Raw genomic sequence first — 17,384 nt, 5'->3', positions numbered from 1 at the left:
ACGCGATCCGCAGCGCCGGCGTGTGCAGGCCATCTCAGTGCTTGCCTTTCGGTTTGGCGGTCATTTTCACCGCAGACGCCTCTTGGGCGGCAAGGGCAGTGAGTGCTTTGGGTTTTGCTGCCTTGGGCTTGCGGATCTCGCGATTGCTGCGCTTTTGCGATTTTGCCATGTCAGACGTCCTTCCGTTCGATCATACGATACGAGAATTCGTCCGAACGCCGCGGGCGGGCCGAAGCGATCGCTCCGCTCCGGACATTCGGAGAAAGATAGGGACGGTGACGGTAGGGGAAGGATTTGAAGCACTGACCGAGGCTTTCGATCTTGCGCCGATATCGCATGACCTCCGAGGGTTTGGTCGCGGCGGAATAGCGCATCAGCGCGATCTGTTCGTCTTCGAGTAGCTGATTGAGGCACATGGTGCGTGCTCCTGCATCAAGCGAGAGCACAATTTTTGTCCCTCTGTCACATGGAGCTTGTTCAAAATTCAGGTGATGAGGGCCTTATACCACGGATCGCGCAAACCACCCCACGAATTCGGGGCAATTCGAATGCCTATATGTTTATCATTGCGGCCAACACTTCCCGGGCAGAGCGACACCAACCTGACGGCAATGGCTATGATCTGTTGATTTTGGAGGATTTGCGCGCGGTTGCGAACGCAGTCGGCCGCACGCCTCGCCGGGGGCAATCGACCGCATTCGTATCGAGCCCGTTCGCTATTGGCTTGTCGTTTCCGCAGCGTTGCGCCGCGCGCGATCAATTCATTAGTCCTGCCTGGGCGGCCTGCCTATGTCATGGAGCGTATGAAGGCGCTCGCCGACGATTTGCCAGATATGGGCGGCCCCGCGATCGCCAAGGCGAACCGCCCCGGCTTCCTCGTCGACGGCAAATTGTTCCGAAGCATTGCCGTAGCGATATTCCGCGTCGAGCATCGCCCTTGAAATGACCTGTTCGCGATCAGGCGCATCGGCTTGTTCGCTCAAGCTGCGCTCCCGAATCCGCTGGCGGAGGAGTTCGGCGCGTTCATCATGGATGTTGACGTTTCGCCAAGTCTCCAAGGGCAATTGCCCGGTATGGCCGCGCGCGATGTCCTTGTCCGTCGATGGCCATGCAGAGCCGGGATTGACGGCGCTGCTGCTCCCACCGTCGTCCATCGATATATTGTCGGCAAGCGCTGCGAGCGCCATTTCATCGTATCCGAGCGACCGATAGATATCGCGGCCGATGACCCAGCGCGCTTCTTCTATCTCGGCCAGTCGATCGACTATATCTTCGAGTGCGGAGGCGCTGCGTTCTTGGGGCGTCATGCTGAGCGCCTTATGAATGAGAAGCTCGGCAATGAATGTGTCGCCGAGGAAATCCGCATATCCGGCAGCCTGCTCCGAGGTTGTCGGGTCGGCTTTGAGGCGGGCGGAACCGGGCCGCCTTTTGTCGGCAGGCCCGTCGTCGAGACCGCGCCGGTCGCGATATTCGGCGATCCGCCTGGCATAAGAGTCGGACAGATCGAAGCTGGACGGAGGATGTCCGTCGCGCCGCGCCCGGCTTACGGCAATCAAGGCCATCTGATGATGATAGAGAAGTTGATCGAAATCCATATTCCGTCTCCCGCGTGCGGGAGCGCGAAAGTCTCTCGGTCGCCAACATGCAAAAATGAGGCTGGCGATACCCCCGTAGGTGGTGCGAACAACCGCTCTTTACAAGGCCAGATGGTCGCGCTGACCCGTTTCGCAGCGAACCACCGCGGTATCGTTGCGATCCCCAAGTCTGTGCGCCAGGAACGCATGGTCGAGAATTTCGCGATCCTCGACTTCCAGCTCGACGACGAGGATCTCGCCAGGATCGCGACCCTCGATCGGAAGGCCAGCAGCTTCTTCGATCACCGCGACCCGGCGAAGGTGAGGTGGCTCGGTACCGGCAAGCTTTAGGTCGATGAAAGGCTTCGCGCCGTCCCGGCGCGACGCAAATGCCGCACATGATCGAGAAGGCTGCCGCGACGGCGGTTCAACTTATGCCTGCCGAGACGGCCGAGCTTAGCCAAAGCCGAACAACCGCGGCGCGACGGCATTCCAGATGTCACTGCGTGCGATCCGCGACTCGGTCGTGTGGAACGGAATCAGGATCAGCGCAGCCCGGAGCGGTACCGGATGAATCGGTTCCACCCAAGCCCCCCAAGATCTGAATCATAGGACCCTCTCCCGGAAAATCGCCGAAAATCGTCTGGCTCGTCGGCTGTGGTCTTGGCTGTGAGGCGACGGGGTGCCACCGGCCAAACATTTGGTCAGCCGTTCGAAGCGCGCCGGATTTTGGATTCCCGCAAGGCCGGCGATATATTCGGGAGATAATTGGAGTCGCACCTATGGGAACGAAGGCCACTCGCGACCTGTGGGGCCAAGCCCTCGCCATCGAAAATCAGTTTGGCGATCGTGGGCCCGAGGTTCTCGCACGGCGTATCGACCGGCTGCGCGATGCTGGTGAAATCGAGGACGCGGAATTCTGGTCGCAGGTCGCCGGATGCCTGACCGATCTGCATGCGATCCGCCTGCCGGGCGCTTGCGCCGTCAATATGGACGGGCCGCGCGGCCAGCGCCAAAGTGCACACACGCCATGCAATTCGGCCTCGCCGGATACACCCGCGGAACGCGTGCAATTGAACTCAGTCGATCAGTTTCAGAGTGATTAGCTCGACCCTTTCTCTTCGACGGGTTCAATATCGGCTATCAAAGCACCCAGGCTGAATTTCGGCGCCGCTCGGTTGTCGGCTGCAAGCCGCTGTCGATCCGCAGCATTGCGAGCCGGCAAGCACGGGGCCGAACCCCCTCTCTTGTAAATGAGAAGCCGCTACCCCATCTCCATGAGATCGTCGGCGTCCTTTCGCTTGCCGGGGACTGAGAGACCATCGCGCTCCCGCTGAACGGGAGGTGGACGTGGATCTCAATCAACTCCTTTATCATCACCAGATGGCGCTGATCGCAGCGAACCGCGCCCACCGCGATGGGCGGCCCCACGCCAATTTCGATCTTCCGCGCTATTATGCGAAGCGGATCGGCGAGTATCGCGCGCGGCGCGGCCTCGGCGTCGGTCCGGCCCTCATGGCCGATCGAGACGGCGGCCCGCGCGCGGATCCTCCGACCTCGGCACAGGGCGACGACTATCCGGTTTTTCTTGGCGACACGCTGGTTGCCGAACTTCTCGTCAACAAGGCGCTGGCCATGACCGAGGCCGAGCGCGCGGCATGCGCGCTGGGCGGCATAGCCGAGCGCTTGACCGATCTCCACGAAGAGCTGTGGGTCATCGGACACGATATCTACCAGGCCCTCGATCTCGACGAGGAAAAACTCGCGAAGCTGGCTGCCGACCTGCCTCCGCCCCCCCCCCACGAACGGCAGGCCGTGCATCTGCGGCCTTTCCGCCCGCAGTCGGACGAGGGCATCGTCCATAGCTATGTTGACCAGTTCAGCGTGGGAAGCTTTCGCTATACCAATATCGAGGATGCCCGCGCCGCGCTGCGTCGTCAGCGCGAGAGCGCTGCGAATTCCGGGAGGCAAGCCAATGATGCCTGACCGCAAGGAGATGCCGGCGGCGCGCGCGCGGACCAATCCGTTCAGGCGGCGCCGGCCCTTCGCACCGCTTCCGCCGCAAGAAGCGAAGCGTCAGGGCGCGATCAGCGCGCTCGCTTTCCAGTTGCTCGGCGGGCGCGATCCCGCGCTGACCTTCCTGAATGGCGAAAGCGCCGAATTGCGCGGCCGCCCGATCGCAATCGCCACCCTGAGCGATACGGGCTACGCTCTCGTCGAGCGGGAAATCCGCTCGCGCGCGGCCGAGACCGGTGAGCGCCATGTCAGGTGATCGGGAAGCCGCGCGGCATATCACGCGCACATGGTTCGAGTGGGAAATCGACGGGCTGGCACGCAAAGTCATTCTTGTCGTCGAAACCGATCTGGCCATGCAGCCCGACGAGCAGGACTATGACGCGCTTACTCTCGACATGCTGCGTACGGAAGCGATCGCCCGGTCGCGGGCGTCGCCCGGCGCGATCGATCGCATTCGCATCGTGCCCGTTCGCTACTAGTGGCCATGACACAGGGATGGAGCATCCGGCATGGCCGATTATGAAATCACCGGCATCCGGCAAGGCGGGATGGACGGACGGACGCATCATATCGAGGCGGTAAAAGTCGGCGAAAGCCTGTTCCTCGTCGATCAGATCATCGACTGGACGAAGGACGAGGTTCATCGCTTCTGGATATGGTTCCAGGAAGAGAGGATCGATATCGTGGCGCTACAGCACGGCTCGTCGCGGCGTTTTTATCTCACCGTCGACGGTGGCGGTTTCCCGCCGGCTGCTTTGCTGTCGCTCCCGCGCGTTTGATAGCGCGCGGGATTTGGACTTTCTGCTGCACCGGAAATCGTGCGGGCCATCGCGAAGAGACTTCGGACGATCGGGCAAATCTCCATCGCAAAAGGGCCTCGCATCTGCATGCGAAGCCCTTTCATCCTCTGCGCTCGTGACCAAAGGAAGCCCCATTGGCCTTCCCGGGTCGCGAGGAAAGCCTTTGTCATACGACAATAGGCCGATGCTAGGCGATGTCGAGCGCGATCGCGCCCGAGCCGGTCTTTATCACCGCGACGGGCCACCGCGCATGCGCGCTGCTATATCCGACAAAATCAGGTTCGAGACCGCGTTTTTCGCGAAACCGGTTGATCCGCCGGGCATAATGGTTCGGGAGATCGAAACCGGCGGGTGCTTCGCCGGCGCGGTGTGCCCGGTCGGCAGCGATCACGGCCATTTGATGATGATAGAAGAGCTGGTTCATATCCATGATGGTGTCCTGGTGGGGCCTTTCGTCATGCTGACGGCCGCCGTGCCGGTGATTCAGGTTCGCGCTCGCGGATTCAGGCGAGACATTGGGCACGGACCGCTTCGGCGAGCCGATCCCTGTCAGCGCGGGCCTGTTCGGATTTGAACTGGCGGTTGGCCAGCGCGTGCCACGCGGCGGCCGAACGGAGATTGCGCTCGCGAACTAGTGTCAGGTCCGCCGCGGCGGCGTCGGCCTCGCATCGCTCGGCCTGTTCGCGATAATTGTCGCTGGTTGCTGCCACGGCGCTTTCCTTTCGTTCAATCGATCATGTCGGCGATCAGCCGCTTCAGTTCGCGGCGCGAGAGCGTTGGCGAACGGCGCGGCGTGCGGCCTATAGTGATCGGATTGCCTGCCAGCGGGAGGCCGGCGAGCGCGGGTAGAATGGTGTTGGTCTGAAACATATTGGTCTTCTTGATTCTCAGGTGTCAGCGGCGCTTGCGCGCGCCGCCGGCTGGACCGCCGGGGCCGCGATCGCGGTAGACGATGCGGCCCTTGGTCAGGTCATAGGGCGTCATTTCGACGCGGACGGCGTCGCCGACCACCGAACGGATACGAAAGCGTCGCATCCGTCCGGCGGTATAGGCGATCAGCCGATGGCCATTTTCAAGGATGACGCGGAACCGCCCGTCGGGCAGGATTTCCTCGATCGAGCCCTCGAAGCTGAGGACATCTTCCTTGGCCATTGCCGAAGGGCCGGGTCAGGCCGCTTCGAGATTGACCGCGGAGATCTTGCCGTCGCGGCCGGTTTCCAGTTCGTACGAGACGCGCTGGTCCTTGCCCAGCGACGCCATTCCGGCGCGCTCGACGGCAGTCACATGGACGAAGCTGTCGCCCGAGCCGTCTTCATTCGAGATGAAGCCATAGCCCTTGTCGCTGTTGAAGAATTTGACTTTGCCGATCGGCATGAGTGTTTCCTTTCACGAAAACAGGATATCCGCCGGCAAAAGCACCGACAGAGCTGGAAGCGTGAGAAGGGAAGAATCGCCCCGGAGCGGGGTATCAAAATTCCGTCGCAGGCGACGTTAGCAACTGTGATATGGGCCATCCTTTTCGAAAAGTCAAGTTTCTGCCTGGATTTTCATTAAATGGCGAGGGCGGTGTTTCCTGTTTTTCTCTTTGAGGACTGGAATTATTCAATCGCAGCTTCTTACGGTCGCGGCCTCTCGTCGCCTTCTCGACCTGCTGGCGGATCTGCGCGATGCGCGTCGATGTCAGCTCTGGTGCCGATATAAGCGTCGTGTGCTCTGCATGAGCTATTGATTGGGACGTCGCCAACGCGGCGGGATTGGCTGGATGTATCTATGTCCGTGCCGGGCGGAATAACCACCTTCCAGAGCCGCACAACGCATAGCTTCCTATGTCTTCTGCAATAAGCGCCGTTCCAAGAGGCTTGCGAAACCACGGCGGCCATCTGCGATAATAGCGACGGTTAAGGGGGCAACGGAACTTCAGCCTGCGGTTCGGTTTAATTCAATCGCCATTGTTAGCGTCTGTCGTGCTTGACCATTCGGCTCTCGGCGCGGCGATCGCTTGCGTCAACAACGCAGTCTGGCCAGTGTCGATATATGTAGACGACATCATCGTGTCCTCGCACGATGTTGCGACGGTTGATCATGCTTTGAGCGAAATACGCGCTGCCGCCGATGCATCCGGCTTCGTTATAAATGATGCCAAGTCCGATGGGCCCGCAGCAGAGATCACCGCTTTCAACATCCATATCGGTAGCAGGCGTATGGAAATTGCTGCTGATCGGATGGTCGAATTTCTCGAAAATATTCAAGGCGGTTCGGACGAACAAGTCGCCGGAATCCTGAATTATGTCGGTAGCGTAAATGAAGGTCAGAGGGAGCTACTTGTAGCTGGGAGGGACTAACCCGAATCTATCGGCTTTCAAATACCGGATACGGGATGGCTATAAGCGCCCTTCGGTCGATCACGGTATCCGCAAAAGGTAGGATGCTCCGGCGGCCAGCCGCTCTGTCGGAACGCTATTCGCCCAAAACGCTGAAAGTGTTGAGGAACCTTCGAAAGTCGCGGCCTCGTCGATCAATTTCCTATTCCGCGCTCCGCGGCGCGGTCTCCTAGCACTAACTGTGCTCGGCCAAATGCCCAAGCATGTCGAGTAATACCGTACGGCGTGCGGCATCGTGCTCGACCGGCCGCTGGCGGAGAGCGAAAAGGACGGCGGTGCCCGCATTTCGGCTCGGGCTCATCAGAGGTGGAACGGCCGACATCAGGCGCGATGCAGTCACGCCGATACCTATAGCGAAATCTGATAGCCCTTCGCACTGCGTCGCGGCGCGTCATCACGCGCCATAACCGTCATATGAGATTTCACCGACCCGGCTGATTTTTGGGACGCCGACGCGATCCCTGCGTCGCCGGGAAAATGTCTTAACGCCTACCAAACTCCTTGTCGGACAGATTTTCGTCGTTTTCGCGATGGTAATCGCAGGCGTCTGGATCGCCACGCAATGGTGTGCGGCACAGCTAGGTTATCAGCCGCAGCTTGGACCGGCATGGTTTGTCCTGTTCGACACGCCGGTCTATCGGCCGTGGGCGATATTTCCGTGGTGGTATCACTACGAAGCCTACGCGCCCGAGGTTTTCGACAAGGCCGGGATGATCGCCGGAGCGAGCGGCTTTCTCGGCTGCGCGTCCGCCATCGCCGGGTCGCTATGGCGCGCGCGCCAGTCGCGGCATGTCACCACATACGGCTCCGCGCGCTGGGCTACAAACGGCGAGATCGACCGCGCCGGCCTGCTCAGCGACAGCAGCGTCTTTCTCGGCCGCAAGCGGTGGCGCTATCTTCGCCACGACGGGCCGGAGCATGTCATGGCCTTCGCCCCGACGCGCTCGGGTATGCGTCCGCATAGCCGCCGCGGTGAAACTCACCGGCATAGGTCGATCGACGCTCTACGAACTCATCAAGGCCGGCGAGCTTGAAACGGTAAAGGTCGGTCGATCAACCTTCGTCCGATACGCCAGTCTCAAGCGCCTGTTCGAGAAAAGTTAGGTGCCATGAGCGAGCCACAGGAACGACAGGCAAGATCGCTCGCGCCTGTCCATAGGCAATTTATCCTGCAATTTCGCGTTTTCGCCAAATGCAGGATGAAGGACAAGTAAGCCCCACCACCGGCGTGTTCGATTCCCTTTTTTCGCGTTTCATCCTCTTTTCGATTCCCATTTTTTCTTTGTGGTCGCGTGAGGGTATGAGTGAGGGTATGTCCTGTCCGATCGGAGAGAATATTCAATATTAACATGCCATTAGGTGGATGGTGTGGCTCCCGCTACCGGCAGGTTCAGCAGCCGTTTGGCAATAATGCTGAGTTGGACTTCGCTGGTGCCGCCTTCGATTGAATTGCCCTTGGTTCGCAACCATTCTCGCGCCGGCATGCCAAAGGTGGTGCGCTCACTCTCCCATTCGAGCGTGGCGGTGCCGGCGAGCGCCATCCGCAGTTCGTGGCGGCGCTTGTGCAGTTCGGTGGCGGCATATTTCATCAGGGACGGCTGCACGGGGTGCGCCCGGCCGCTTTTCAGCTCGTCGACGAAGCGCTCGCTCATCGCGCGAAAGGCGAGCGCGTCGACGTCGAACGCCGCGACCTCCGCCCGCAGGATGGGATCGGCCGCAAGCAGATCGGCAAATTCGGCGCCCAGCCCCTCCTCGGGGCCGAGCAGGCCGATGCCGGCGATCATCTCCCGTTCGTGGCCGAGCAGGAATTTCGCGACGTCCCAGCCTTTGCCGACCTCGCCGACCACCTGGTCTTTGGGAACGCGGACGTCGTCGAAGAAGGTTTCGCAGAATGGCGACAGGCCCGAGATCAACCGGATCGGCCGCGTCGTGACGCCCGGGCTGGCCATGTCGAAAAGCAGGAAGCTGATCCCCCGATGCTTCGGCGCGGCGGGGTCGGTGCGCGTCAGGCAGAAGATCCAGTCGGCCTTGTCGGCATGGCTGGTCCATATCTTCTGGCCGTTGACCAGCCAGTGGTCTCCCTTGTCGTCCGCCCGCGTCTGTAGCGCGGCAAGGTCGGAGCCGGCGTTGGGTTCCGAATAACCCTGGCACCACCGGATCTCTCCGCGTGCGATCTCGGGAAGGAAGCGGTGCTTCTGCTCTTCGGTGCCGAATTTAAGCAGCGCCGGGCCGAGCATCGAGATGCCGAAGCTGAACAATGGGTTGCGCGCTTCGATACGCGCCAGTTCCTGCTTCAATATCCGGCATTGCCCGGACGAAAGGCCGCCCCCGCCATATTCGACCGGCCAGTCGGGAACGGTCCACCCACGCGCCACCATCGCCTCCATCCAGCGACGCTGCGCATCGTTCTTGAATTCGGGGTTGCGGCCGCCCCAGCAGTGATCCTCTTCGCCGTCGGCGGGGCCGCGCATCTCGGGTGGGCAATGGGTGTCCAGCCATGCGCGGACCTCGCGCCTGAACGGCTCGTCCGCATGGGAATCGGGCATATCGGGGGCTCGTTTCGTTCGGATCAGGACGCCGCGGCGGCGGTGTGCCCCTGGAGCGCATCGAGCCGGTCGTCGCTCAGCCCCAACTCGCCCAGCACCGCGCGCGTGTCGGCGCCAAGACTGGGAACGTCGGTCGGAACCGATCCGTCGGGCATCATGCGGAACGCCGCGCCCGGCACCGGCACCGAGCCGCCATCGCGCGCCAGTTCGGCGAAGACGATGGCGCTCGTCTCGTCGGCGCGCTCCTCCTGATAAAGCTGTTCGACGCTGCGCGCGACGCCGCACGCGATGCCGACCTGCTGCAATTCGGTGAAGGCCTGCTTCGAACTGCGCTCGGCGAGCCAGGCGGTTACGGCCTTCATCACCTCCATGATGCGCGCGGGATTCGACGCGAGGTCGAGTTTCTCGCCCTTTTCGGGTATCCATTCGGGGTGGCCAAGCAGGCGGAACAGCGCGCTCCACATGTCGGGCGCGCCGGGCGCCAGGAAGATCGGCGCATCCTTCGTCGGGAACATGTCGAACATGCCGAAGCCGGAGCCACGCCCGGCGACCTTACCCTTCACCCCTGCCGAGGGGATGTGATAGCTGAGCTGCGAAGTCATCGATTCCATCATCGAGAGCGAGACGAAGCGGCCCTTTCCGGTGCGGCGCTGTTCCCACAGTGCGCACATCGCGGCGAAAGCGGCGTTCATCGCAACCGAATGATCGGCCATGAAGAAGGGGCTGGCGAGGGGCGGGCCGTCGATCGTCGCGTTGAGCGCCGCAAAGCCGCTCATCGCCTGGATCGTCGGATCGAATGCCAGGAAATCGCGGCGCGGATCGTCGGCGCCATAGCCGGTGATGTGAACCATCGACGCCGCCGGATTGACCTGTTGCAGGCGACCGAAGCCGAACCCCAGCTTTTCGGGTATGCCGGCCGCATAGTTGGTGACGACGATGTCGGCCCAGCCGAGCAGCGAGTCGAGGGCGGGGCGGTTCGCCGGATCGCGCAGGTCGATCGCGACGCTGCGCTTGCCGCGGTTGTGGCAGGCGAAGGCGAGGCTTTCGCCATTGTCGGCGAGGGGAGGCGATTGCCGCCCGGGATCGCCCGACAGCGGCTCCAGCTTGACGACGTCGGCGCCTTGATCGGCGAGCATCATCGCGCAATGCGGGGCCGCGATATAATGCCCGATTTCGAGTATCCTGACCCCCGCCAGCGGTCCGTCCGGCAATGTGCTGTCATTCGCTGACGTCATATCGTCCTCTCACCTATCCCTCGAGCGCATTCGGTTTTGATGGGTCTGCCCCGGAAAAATGGGCCGGCGCCGAAAACGCCGGCCCGAGGCGGCCCCGCCAAGCAAGGAAATCAGGCGGCAACCAGATGCTTGGGATAGCGCAGGTCGGGCGCGAGCCCTTCGCCCATCATGTCGATGTAATTTTCGCGCAGGAACGCGTCGAACGTCGCCTGCGGCAGGTTGGCGGCTTCCATCGAGGCACGGAACCGTTTCATCGGATCGGTGCCGCCCTCCGGATGCGGATAATCCGACGAATACATGCAGATTTCTGGTCCCGAATTGGCGATGATCCAGCCGGTGTCGTCGGTGGGGTAGGGCGTGACGCGCACCTGGCGGCGGATGATCTCGCTGGGCGTCGCGGACAGCTGGCGCAGCCGCTCCTCGTGCCGCGAAAAGGCCAGGACACTCGAATCGAGCAGTTTCATCAGGCTGGGCAGCCATGACGCGCCGAGTTCGATGACCCCGAACTTCAGCTTCGGGAACTTACACATCACGCCGTCGAACATCAGCGCCGACAGCGTGAGCAGGATGGGATGCGGGATGGCGATGAGGCCCAGCGAATTATGATCGCCGTCGCCGCCGCTCACCGTGTCGTTCACATTGGCGCGGCCCGTGAACTTGTACCCCTGCGGCAGTTCGGTCCCGGCGATGTGGAAGACGATCGGCAGGCCGGCTTCCTGCGCCATCGCCCACAGCGGTTCGAGGTCGATATGGGCGTGCGAATGCGTCGCCGGCGGATGGGCCGGGATCATCAGTGCCTTGGCCCCCAACTCGATCGCATAGCGAGCCTCCGTCACGGTGCGCTTCATGTCGGCGATCGGGATATAGGCCGTCGGCAGCAGCCGCGGGTCGACCGAGCAGTAATCGACCATCATCCGGTTGTGCGCCCGCGCCGAGGCATAGGCGAGGTCCATGTTCGGACCCTTGTCGAAGTCGAAGTTGCGCAGGCACAGCGAGGTGAAGATCAGCTGGCTGGCATAGCCCTGAAGATCGAGCACATGCGGGCGGTCCTCGGCCCGGAAGGCGCCGAGCGCTTCATACATCTTGCGCCTGTGGACGTTCTCGTCCGCGCCGGCGCGGAATTCGGGATCGTCATGCTTCGCCGCCCATTTGTCGAACGCCCCCATCTCGATCAGTGGGGCCATGCGCGCGCGGAACTCGCGCTCCTGGTTGCGTGCCTCGTGATAGACTTCGAGCATGCCGGGATCGAAATAGGGATCGAGGCAGTCGGGCATTTCGACGATATGGGCATCGGCGTCATGGACGATCTGGTTTTCAACATAAGGCATGTGCATCTCCTCTGGCTTGCGCGGGGCAAGGCTATCCCAATCATATATTTATAGTTGAATCATAGCACTAATTCATAAGGCGGCAAGCCCCGAAGCGGTCGGCTCCGGCGCCCGATCCGTCCTTTGGGGTGCCCCTCATCTAGAAGGCCTTCGAAAGGCGAACGCCGATCAGGCGCGGCGCGCCGACGTAGCCGACATGACCGCCGGCGCCGAAGGGCAGACCGTAGGTGAAGAGCAGATATTTCTTGTCGAACAGATTCTTGGCAAAGACTTCGACGCTGAAGCCGTCGTCGGTTTCGATCCCGACACGTGCGTTCGCGACGCCATAGGGCGCGATGCGCGAATTCGGGTCGAGGTCCTGCGCGACGTAGGAATCGCTCTTCCATGCGTAGTCGAGCCGGAGATAGCCATCGAGACCGGTGGTGATCGGCGCGGAGAAGCTGCCCCCGATATTGAGATTCCACTTCGCCGATCCGTTCAGGCGCTGGCCCGACAGGTCGCACGCGCCAGCGACGCCGGTGCACTGGCCGTTGGTGAAATCGGTATAATGCGCGTCGACATAGCTGCCCCCGAAGAAGAGCGAGACGTGCCGTGACGGCGCCCACTGGCCTTCGACTTCGATGCCCTGGGTCGTGAACTGCTCGGCATTGGCGGTGATGTAGCGCGTGCCGTCGAACGCCGTCGTCTGGAAGTCATTATACTCGGTGTAGAAAGCGGCGGTGTTCAGGGTAAGGGTGCGGTCGAAGAAAATCCCCTTCAGGCCGACCTCGTAATTGATATTGGTCTCTTCCTCGAACATCAGGCCCGCCAGGCTGGAAACGCGCGTCATGGTCATGCCGCCGGGCTTGAAGCCGCGCGCGACGCTGACATAGGTCGTCACCTCGGGCGTCCAGGCATAGCGCAGGTCGGCCTTCCAGGTGAGCGCCCTGTCGGTGCGCTTGCGATAGATCTGCCCGAAATTGGGGTAGATATAAATCTGGGACTGCTGGTCGAAGCTGAACTTCTGCGGTTCCCATGTGTAGCGGGCGCCGAGAGCGGCGGTCAGCTTGTCGGTGAGCTTGTATTCCGCCTGGCCGAAGATGGCGTAGGTGCGGTCCTTGACCCGCGAATCGGTGATCGCCGCCTGTCCGGTGAGCAGCACGGGCGGCAGCGGATCTTTGCCGATGTGCAGATCCTCGTAATCGCGCGATCGCCGGTCATAGAAGAACAGGCCGGCGAGATAGGTCAGCGGCTGGTCCGCGGGCGAAGCGAGCCGCAACTCCTGGCTGAACTGGCTGTGCTTCTGATAAATCAGGAAATCGTTGAGGAAATTCCAGTTCACCGAATCGGGGTCGTTGATCGAGCGAACGGTCCACTGGCGCCATGCGGTGAGCGACGTCAGCGTGTGATCGCCGACGGCGACGTTGATTTCGGCGCTGACGCCGCCGCCTTCGTTGGGATTCGTGCTGAGCCCGTCCTGAATCGTGATCCGGCTGTATGGCGAGCCGGGGGGCACGGTGACGGGATAGGCCCCCAGGCCGGTCGCGGGCGTGCCCGTCACCCGGGTGAAGACGGCGCTGCAGCAGATCGACGTTTCCTTGTGGTAGTCGGCCGACAGCAGGACGTCGATGCCGTCGTCGGCATAATAGAGCTTGCCGCGGACGTTGAACTTGTTCTCGGTATCGACCCTGCGGTCGAGCACCGAATTGTAGAGAAGGCCGCCGCGCGTGCTCTTCGCGGCCGAGACGCTAAGGCCCAGCTTGTTCTCGATCAGCGGCGCGGTCGCATAGCCGCGCGCTTCCAGCGTATCATATTCGCCGATGACAACTTCGGCCCGGCCCGACAATTCGGACAGGTTCGGCTTGCGCGTGATGATGTGGATCAGGCCGCCGGCGGTGTTCATGCCGAACAGCGTGCCCTGCGGGCCGCGCAGCACCTCGATGCGCTCGATATCGAGGAAATCCTGCGAGGACGCCATGCCGGTCCGCGCCATGAAAACCCCGTCGATGAAGACGCCGAGCGACGACTGGCGGCCGGGATTGCCCTGCACCGAACTGACACCGCGCATGTTCATCGTCGATGCGCGGGCATCGCCGAGCTGCAGCGACTTGAAGCTCGGCGCGATGCGCTCGATGTCGTGGAAGCTGGTGATCTGCTCTTCCTCGATCCGGTTGCCGCCGATGACGGTCACCGCGATCGGAACGTCCTTCACATTCTGCACTCGCTTCTGGGCCGTGACAACGATGTCGCTCGCTCCGCCCCCGGTCGCTGCCATGTCGGCTGGCAAGGCGGCGTCCTGCGCCTGAGCGGCGGAAAGCGGAACGGCGAAGGTCGCGGAGACGAACAGCAGGGCGCGCAGGCGCCGGAAATTATCTGACATTTAGGCCTCTCCCCAGAGACATGTTGTGTTTGCCTCGTCGCGCCGTGTCGCCGTCTCGCAGCGGGATTCGGTGCAACATGTCGACGATAAAGCTATTAATTAGTGCACTCAATACACTAAATTGATGCAAGCGAAGTTTTTTTCTGTGTCGGCTCGGGCGTTTCCGCTTCGCGCTCCGCCGTCCGGTCGCGTTCGTCGAGTTGGCGGCAGATATCGGCGTGGGTCGTGGCGTCGAGCCGGTAACCGCGAATGACCCATGCGGTCAGCAGGCCGGTTGCGGCGGGAACGATCGCATAGAGGAAGCCGAGCAGCCACAGGCTCTCCGTGCTGTTGCGGGCGCCGAGCGCGATGTCGAAATCCGCAAGGCTGAGGGCATAGAGCGCGAGCCCGGTCATGACCGCTGGCCCGATCTTCCCGATCGACGACAGCAGCGACAGCAGCAGCGACAGGCGATCGACCCCCGTTGCGAGCCGGACCTCGTCGGCGACGTCGGCCATCATCGACCGGATGAGGATCGGGCCCGCATTGCTGGGCAGGCCGGCGATCGCCATTCCGGCGAGGGCGAGCGGCACATTGCCCGCCGGAACGAGCAGGATCGCCGACTGAACGACGGCATAGGTCAGCCCCGACCACAGCAGCGCGCGATGCTTGCCTGTGCGTTTCGCGATCCGGACCCAGATCGGTGCGCCCAGCATGCCGCCAATGAAATAGGCGAGCAGTGCCAGCCCGGCGAGGTCGCGCTCGATCAGTTTGAGGCTGTCGAAAAAGGCGAAGAGCAGGGCCGCCGCGACCGATGGCCCGATGCCCCAGACGATGTCCGCGGCGATCAGCCGGACCACGAGCCCCCGGCGCAGCAACGCGAGCAGATCCTGGCGCGAGGGGCGTACCAGCGTCGGCCGGCGGGGCGGCTCGCCGACCGCGGCGATCGCCAGCAGCGCGGTCAGCGGCAGCGAGGCGATCATCAGCCAGCCCATCGATTGCACGGCGTGCGGCCGCTCCCAGCCGAGGGTGAGGCTCAGCACGGGGGGCAGCGCCATGATCAGGAACATGCCGAGCACTGAAAAGACCATCAGCCAGCCGAAGATGTTGGACCGGTGATCGTAGGAGCGCGCCGCCGAGGCCGCCCACGAGATATGCGCCAGATAGCTGACCGACTGCCCGACGTTGGCGGCGGCCAGCCACAGGAAGAGATAGGCGCCCGACACGCCGACGGGGGCGTTATAGAGCATGTAGATCGCGATCGCCGCCAGCGGGATACCGCAGAGGAACCATGTCCGGTAGCGCCCGGTGCGGGGATGGCTGCGGTCCATCATCAGCCCCAGCACAGGGTCGAAGGCGATGTCGGCGATTCGCACCGTCGTCAGCACGAAGGCGACGACCGCCAGATCGACGCCGAGGTCGCGGGCATAATAATCGGGCAGATACATCAGCACCGGCAGCAGCATGGCTGTCAGCGCGAAGGACGGGCTCGCGAAGGCCATGGTCCGCCAGCCGTGCAGGGCGTTGCGCCGCTCCGCCGATTGCTCACGGCCAGGGGTGGCCGTCGATGCGTCTGTGGTCACATCCTCTCCCGCATGTCGTTGTTGTTTTCACGACCATGTGCGAAAGCCGCGGACTGCGCAATAAAAAGAGTGCACCAATTATGTTTCCGCGCCTCTTTCGGCCTTTTCGACCGTCGACGGGGCATTGAAACGAGGGATTCCCCATTTTATAGGACTATCATCGCACCTTATCCGGACTCTACGAGGGAATAAGCCTTTGGCAACCAGAACGAAGACGCCGCGCCGCGAGCGCGAACCCGTCGCCAAATCCCAGCCGATCCATGTTCCCAAGGCGGCCGAGATCATTGCCGAGAAACTGCGGCGCCGCATCGTTCTGGGCGAGCTCAAGGCCGGCGACGCACTGCCCGCAGAAGCGGAGATGATGCTTGAGTTCAGTGTTTCGCGTTCTTCGTTGCGCGAGGCGTTCCGCGTGTTGGAAGCCGAATCGCTGATCGAGGTGAAGCGCGGCGCCGGTGGCGGGGCGCGGATCAAGCTGCCCAAGGACGAGATCGCGGCCAAGTCGATCGGCACCCTGCTGCAGATTCGCGGCGCTTCGCTCAAGGAAGTGCTGGAGGCGCGCCTGATCATCGAGCCGCCGCTGATGCGCGCGCTGGCGACGACGCGCACCGACGATGACCTGAAGGCGCTCCGCGACCATCTGGCCAAGGAACGCGACAATCTGGAGAATTTCAACGTATTCGCGCTCGCGACCGCCGAATTCCACCGCATATTGATGCAGCGCGCGGGCAATGTCGTGCTGGCGCTGATGACCGGAATGCTCGACGACATATTCCGCCGTCACGTGACGCATTTCATCGCCCGCGCGCGCGAGGACCAGCTCGAGCTCAACAAGGTGGCGCTGGCGAACCACACGTTGCTGACCGACATGATCGAGTCCCGCAACGCCGAGGCCGCGGCCGCGGTGTGGCGGCAGCATATGCAGCAGCTCAAGGACATCGTGCTCGGCGAGTTGGGCGAGGCGTCGGTACTTGATCTCTATGGCGGCCAGTTGATCCCGCAATAATATAGTGATATGATTGCACTATATTATTGCGGGAGGGTTCCATTTCCTATCGTCGTCACGCATCGGCCTGCGCCGAAGCCGCCGCACCTGCGCCGCTCATCCGGCCGGATCGCGTCCCATGACCGCCGCGCGCCACGCCTATGCGTCGCCCGGCTGGCGCGATGCGATGCGCGCGATCCTGACCGCGCTGGTCGACCAGCATCGGCACGGCTTTCCCGACGCGGACTTCCGCATGTGCGAGGTGGTGACGGCGGTTCCGCCGGACGGCGGGACCGTGGTGCTCGCCGCGCGGATCACCGGCGCGGGCGTCGAATTCTTCGATACGGAAATCGACGCCGATGTCGTCGTCCGGGGCGACCATGACGCCATGCTGCCGGCGGCGCGACTGAACCGGCGCCGCGCCACGCCCGAAGACAATGCGGCGCAGGCGGTGCATGCCATGGCGATGGCGAAGGCCGGTCGGGTTTCGATGCAGGGCGACATGCGCAAGGCGCCGAAGCCGCTGTTGCGCGTCCTTGCAGAGATGCACGACCAGTTGGCCGACATCACCCTTTAAGGCGTGTGGGGATTCATCTTGCAA

At 62.5% G+C, this 17,384-nt stretch carries 23 protein-coding genes and 1 pseudogene; 11 read left to right on the top strand and 13 right to left on the bottom strand.

From position 1 onward, the window contains the following. Window positions 1-34: 34 nt before the first annotated feature. The 3 genes from SGR02S_RS20525 to SGR02S_RS02750 form a co-directional block, all read right to left on the bottom strand. Complete coding sequence (locus tag SGR02S_RS20525) at window positions 35-169, bottom strand: hypothetical protein (RefSeq protein ID WP_255211373.1); 135 nt, start codon at window positions 167-169, stop codon at window positions 35-37. A gap of 1 nt (window position 170) precedes the next feature. Continuing rightward, a complete protein-coding gene (locus tag SGR02S_RS02755; protein ID WP_067105488.1) occupies window positions 171-416 on the bottom strand; it encodes a hypothetical protein in 246 nt (81 codons plus the stop codon). Between the two features lie 348 nt (window positions 417-764). Beyond that, a complete protein-coding gene (locus tag SGR02S_RS02750) occupies window positions 765-1,595 on the bottom strand; it encodes an SDR family oxidoreductase (protein WP_067105487.1) in 831 nt (276 codons plus the stop codon). A 111-nt stretch (window positions 1,596-1,706) separates the two neighbouring features. Here SGR02S_RS02750 and SGR02S_RS02745 point away from each other — a divergent pair, with 111 nt between their 5' ends. The 6 genes from SGR02S_RS02745 (at window position 1,707) to SGR02S_RS02720 (ending at window position 4,369) form a co-directional block, all read left to right on the top strand. Then, window positions 1,707-1,925: a hypothetical protein gene (locus SGR02S_RS02745; RefSeq protein WP_067105486.1), complete on the top strand. Its 219-nt coding sequence runs from the start codon at window positions 1,707-1,709 to the stop codon at window positions 1,923-1,925. Window positions 1,926-2,356: 431 nt separating this feature from the next. Continuing rightward, window positions 2,357-2,680 (top strand): DUF6961 family protein, encoded by a 324-nt coding sequence (locus tag SGR02S_RS02740; protein WP_067105485.1) that lies wholly within the window; start codon window positions 2,357-2,359, stop codon window positions 2,678-2,680. 244 nt (window positions 2,681-2,924) lie between these two features. After that, the gene (locus SGR02S_RS02735; protein WP_067105484.1) at window positions 2,925-3,560 is read left to right on the top strand and encodes a hypothetical protein; all 636 of its coding nucleotides are present in this window, start codon (window positions 2,925-2,927) and stop codon (window positions 3,558-3,560) included. Between the two features lie 10 nt (window positions 3,561-3,570). Then, complete coding sequence (locus SGR02S_RS02730; RefSeq protein WP_067184112.1) at window positions 3,571-3,846, top strand: hypothetical protein; 276 nt, start codon at window positions 3,571-3,573, stop codon at window positions 3,844-3,846. Then, the gene (locus SGR02S_RS02725) at window positions 3,836-4,069 is read left to right on the top strand and encodes a hypothetical protein (protein WP_067105482.1); all 234 of its coding nucleotides are present in this window, start codon (window positions 3,836-3,838) and stop codon (window positions 4,067-4,069) included. Before SGR02S_RS02730 ends, SGR02S_RS02725 begins: the two co-directional genes overlap by 11 nt. Before the next feature lie 30 nt (window positions 4,070-4,099). After that, complete coding sequence (locus SGR02S_RS02720; protein ID WP_067105481.1) at window positions 4,100-4,369, top strand: hypothetical protein; 270 nt, start codon at window positions 4,100-4,102, stop codon at window positions 4,367-4,369. 208 nt (window positions 4,370-4,577) lie between these two features. Here the strand turns inward: SGR02S_RS02720 and SGR02S_RS02715 are convergent, their stop codons facing one another. From SGR02S_RS02715 to SGR02S_RS02700, 5 genes are read right to left on the bottom strand one after another with little or no spacing between them, the layout of a single operon-like run. Beyond that, window positions 4,578-4,913, bottom strand: coding sequence for a hypothetical protein (locus tag SGR02S_RS02715; RefSeq protein ID WP_156482937.1), 336 nt, complete (start codon window positions 4,911-4,913; stop codon window positions 4,578-4,580). Next, window positions 4,894-5,100: a hypothetical protein gene (locus SGR02S_RS02710; RefSeq protein WP_067105479.1), complete on the bottom strand. Its 207-nt coding sequence runs from the start codon at window positions 5,098-5,100 to the stop codon at window positions 4,894-4,896. The genes SGR02S_RS02715 and SGR02S_RS02710 overlap by 20 nt, the downstream gene beginning before the upstream one ends. Before the next feature lie 16 nt (window positions 5,101-5,116). Continuing rightward, window positions 5,117-5,260 carry a hypothetical protein gene (locus SGR02S_RS19910; RefSeq protein WP_156482936.1) on the bottom strand — a complete coding sequence of 48 codons (144 nt, stop codon included), beginning with the start codon at window positions 5,258-5,260 and terminating at the stop codon, window positions 5,117-5,119. Window positions 5,261-5,284: 24 nt separating this feature from the next. Then, window positions 5,285-5,542, bottom strand: coding sequence for a translation initiation factor IF-1 (gene infA / locus SGR02S_RS02705; RefSeq protein ID WP_067105478.1), 258 nt, complete (start codon window positions 5,540-5,542; stop codon window positions 5,285-5,287). Between the two features lie 15 nt (window positions 5,543-5,557). Beyond that, the gene (locus SGR02S_RS02700; protein WP_067105477.1) at window positions 5,558-5,764 is read right to left on the bottom strand and encodes a cold-shock protein; all 207 of its coding nucleotides are present in this window, start codon (window positions 5,762-5,764) and stop codon (window positions 5,558-5,560) included. A gap of 590 nt (window positions 5,765-6,354) precedes the next feature. On the opposite strand from SGR02S_RS02700, the gene SGR02S_RS02695 reads away from it, so the two are divergent. The 3 genes and pseudogenes from SGR02S_RS02695 (at window position 6,355) to SGR02S_RS19465 (ending at window position 7,875) form a co-directional block, all read left to right on the top strand. Continuing rightward, window positions 6,355-6,732, top strand: a complete 378-nt coding sequence (locus tag SGR02S_RS02695; protein ID WP_169799620.1) for an RNA-dependent RNA polymerase family protein — start codon at window positions 6,355-6,357, stop codon at window positions 6,730-6,732. 569 nt (window positions 6,733-7,301) lie between these two features. Next, a pseudogene (locus tag SGR02S_RS19905) lies at window positions 7,302-7,721 on the top strand (conjugal transfer protein TraG); the annotation flags it as partial. After that, window positions 7,690-7,875 (top strand): helix-turn-helix domain-containing protein, encoded by a 186-nt coding sequence (locus SGR02S_RS19465; protein ID WP_082737236.1) that lies wholly within the window; start codon window positions 7,690-7,692, stop codon window positions 7,873-7,875. The pseudogene SGR02S_RS19905 and the gene SGR02S_RS19465, both read left to right, overlap by 32 nt. A gap of 251 nt (window positions 7,876-8,126) precedes the next feature. Here the strand turns inward: SGR02S_RS19465 and SGR02S_RS02685 are convergent, their stop codons facing one another. The 5 genes from SGR02S_RS02685 to SGR02S_RS02665 form a co-directional block, all read right to left on the bottom strand. Beyond that, the gene (locus SGR02S_RS02685) at window positions 8,127-9,317 is read right to left on the bottom strand and encodes an acyl-CoA dehydrogenase family protein (RefSeq protein ID WP_067105474.1); all 1,191 of its coding nucleotides are present in this window, start codon (window positions 9,315-9,317) and stop codon (window positions 8,127-8,129) included. 23 nt (window positions 9,318-9,340) lie between these two features. Next, a complete protein-coding gene (locus SGR02S_RS02680; RefSeq protein ID WP_067105473.1) occupies window positions 9,341-10,552 on the bottom strand; it encodes a CaiB/BaiF CoA transferase family protein in 1,212 nt (403 codons plus the stop codon). Between the two features lie 110 nt (window positions 10,553-10,662). Next, window positions 10,663-11,880, bottom strand: a complete 1,218-nt coding sequence (locus SGR02S_RS02675) for an amidohydrolase family protein (protein ID WP_067105547.1) — start codon at window positions 11,878-11,880, stop codon at window positions 10,663-10,665. A gap of 139 nt (window positions 11,881-12,019) precedes the next feature. Next, complete coding sequence (locus SGR02S_RS02670; protein WP_067105472.1) at window positions 12,020-14,239, bottom strand: TonB-dependent receptor; 2,220 nt, start codon at window positions 14,237-14,239, stop codon at window positions 12,020-12,022. Between the two features lie 116 nt (window positions 14,240-14,355). Then, window positions 14,356-15,801, bottom strand: a complete 1,446-nt coding sequence (locus tag SGR02S_RS02665; RefSeq protein WP_156482935.1) for an MFS transporter — start codon at window positions 15,799-15,801, stop codon at window positions 14,356-14,358. Between the two features lie 196 nt (window positions 15,802-15,997). On the opposite strand from SGR02S_RS02665, the gene SGR02S_RS02660 reads away from it, so the two are divergent. Both SGR02S_RS02660 and SGR02S_RS02655 read left to right on the top strand, forming a co-directional pair. Further along, on the top strand, window positions 15,998-16,804 hold the full coding sequence (locus SGR02S_RS02660; RefSeq protein ID WP_067105470.1) for a FadR/GntR family transcriptional regulator: 807 nt from the start codon (window positions 15,998-16,000) through the stop codon (window positions 16,802-16,804). Window positions 16,805-16,922: 118 nt separating this feature from the next. Then, on the top strand, window positions 16,923-17,360 hold the full coding sequence (locus SGR02S_RS02655; RefSeq protein ID WP_067105469.1) for a hypothetical protein: 438 nt from the start codon (window positions 16,923-16,925) through the stop codon (window positions 17,358-17,360). Window positions 17,361-17,384 lie beyond the last annotated feature (24 nt).

The organism is Sphingopyxis granuli NBRC 100800, assembly GCF_001591045.1.
Taxonomy (GTDB): Bacteria; Pseudomonadota; Alphaproteobacteria; order Sphingomonadales; family Sphingomonadaceae; genus Sphingopyxis; species Sphingopyxis granuli.
Note: the sequence above shows the minus strand (reverse complement) of the source record. Positions and strands in the feature narration are given on the sequence as shown.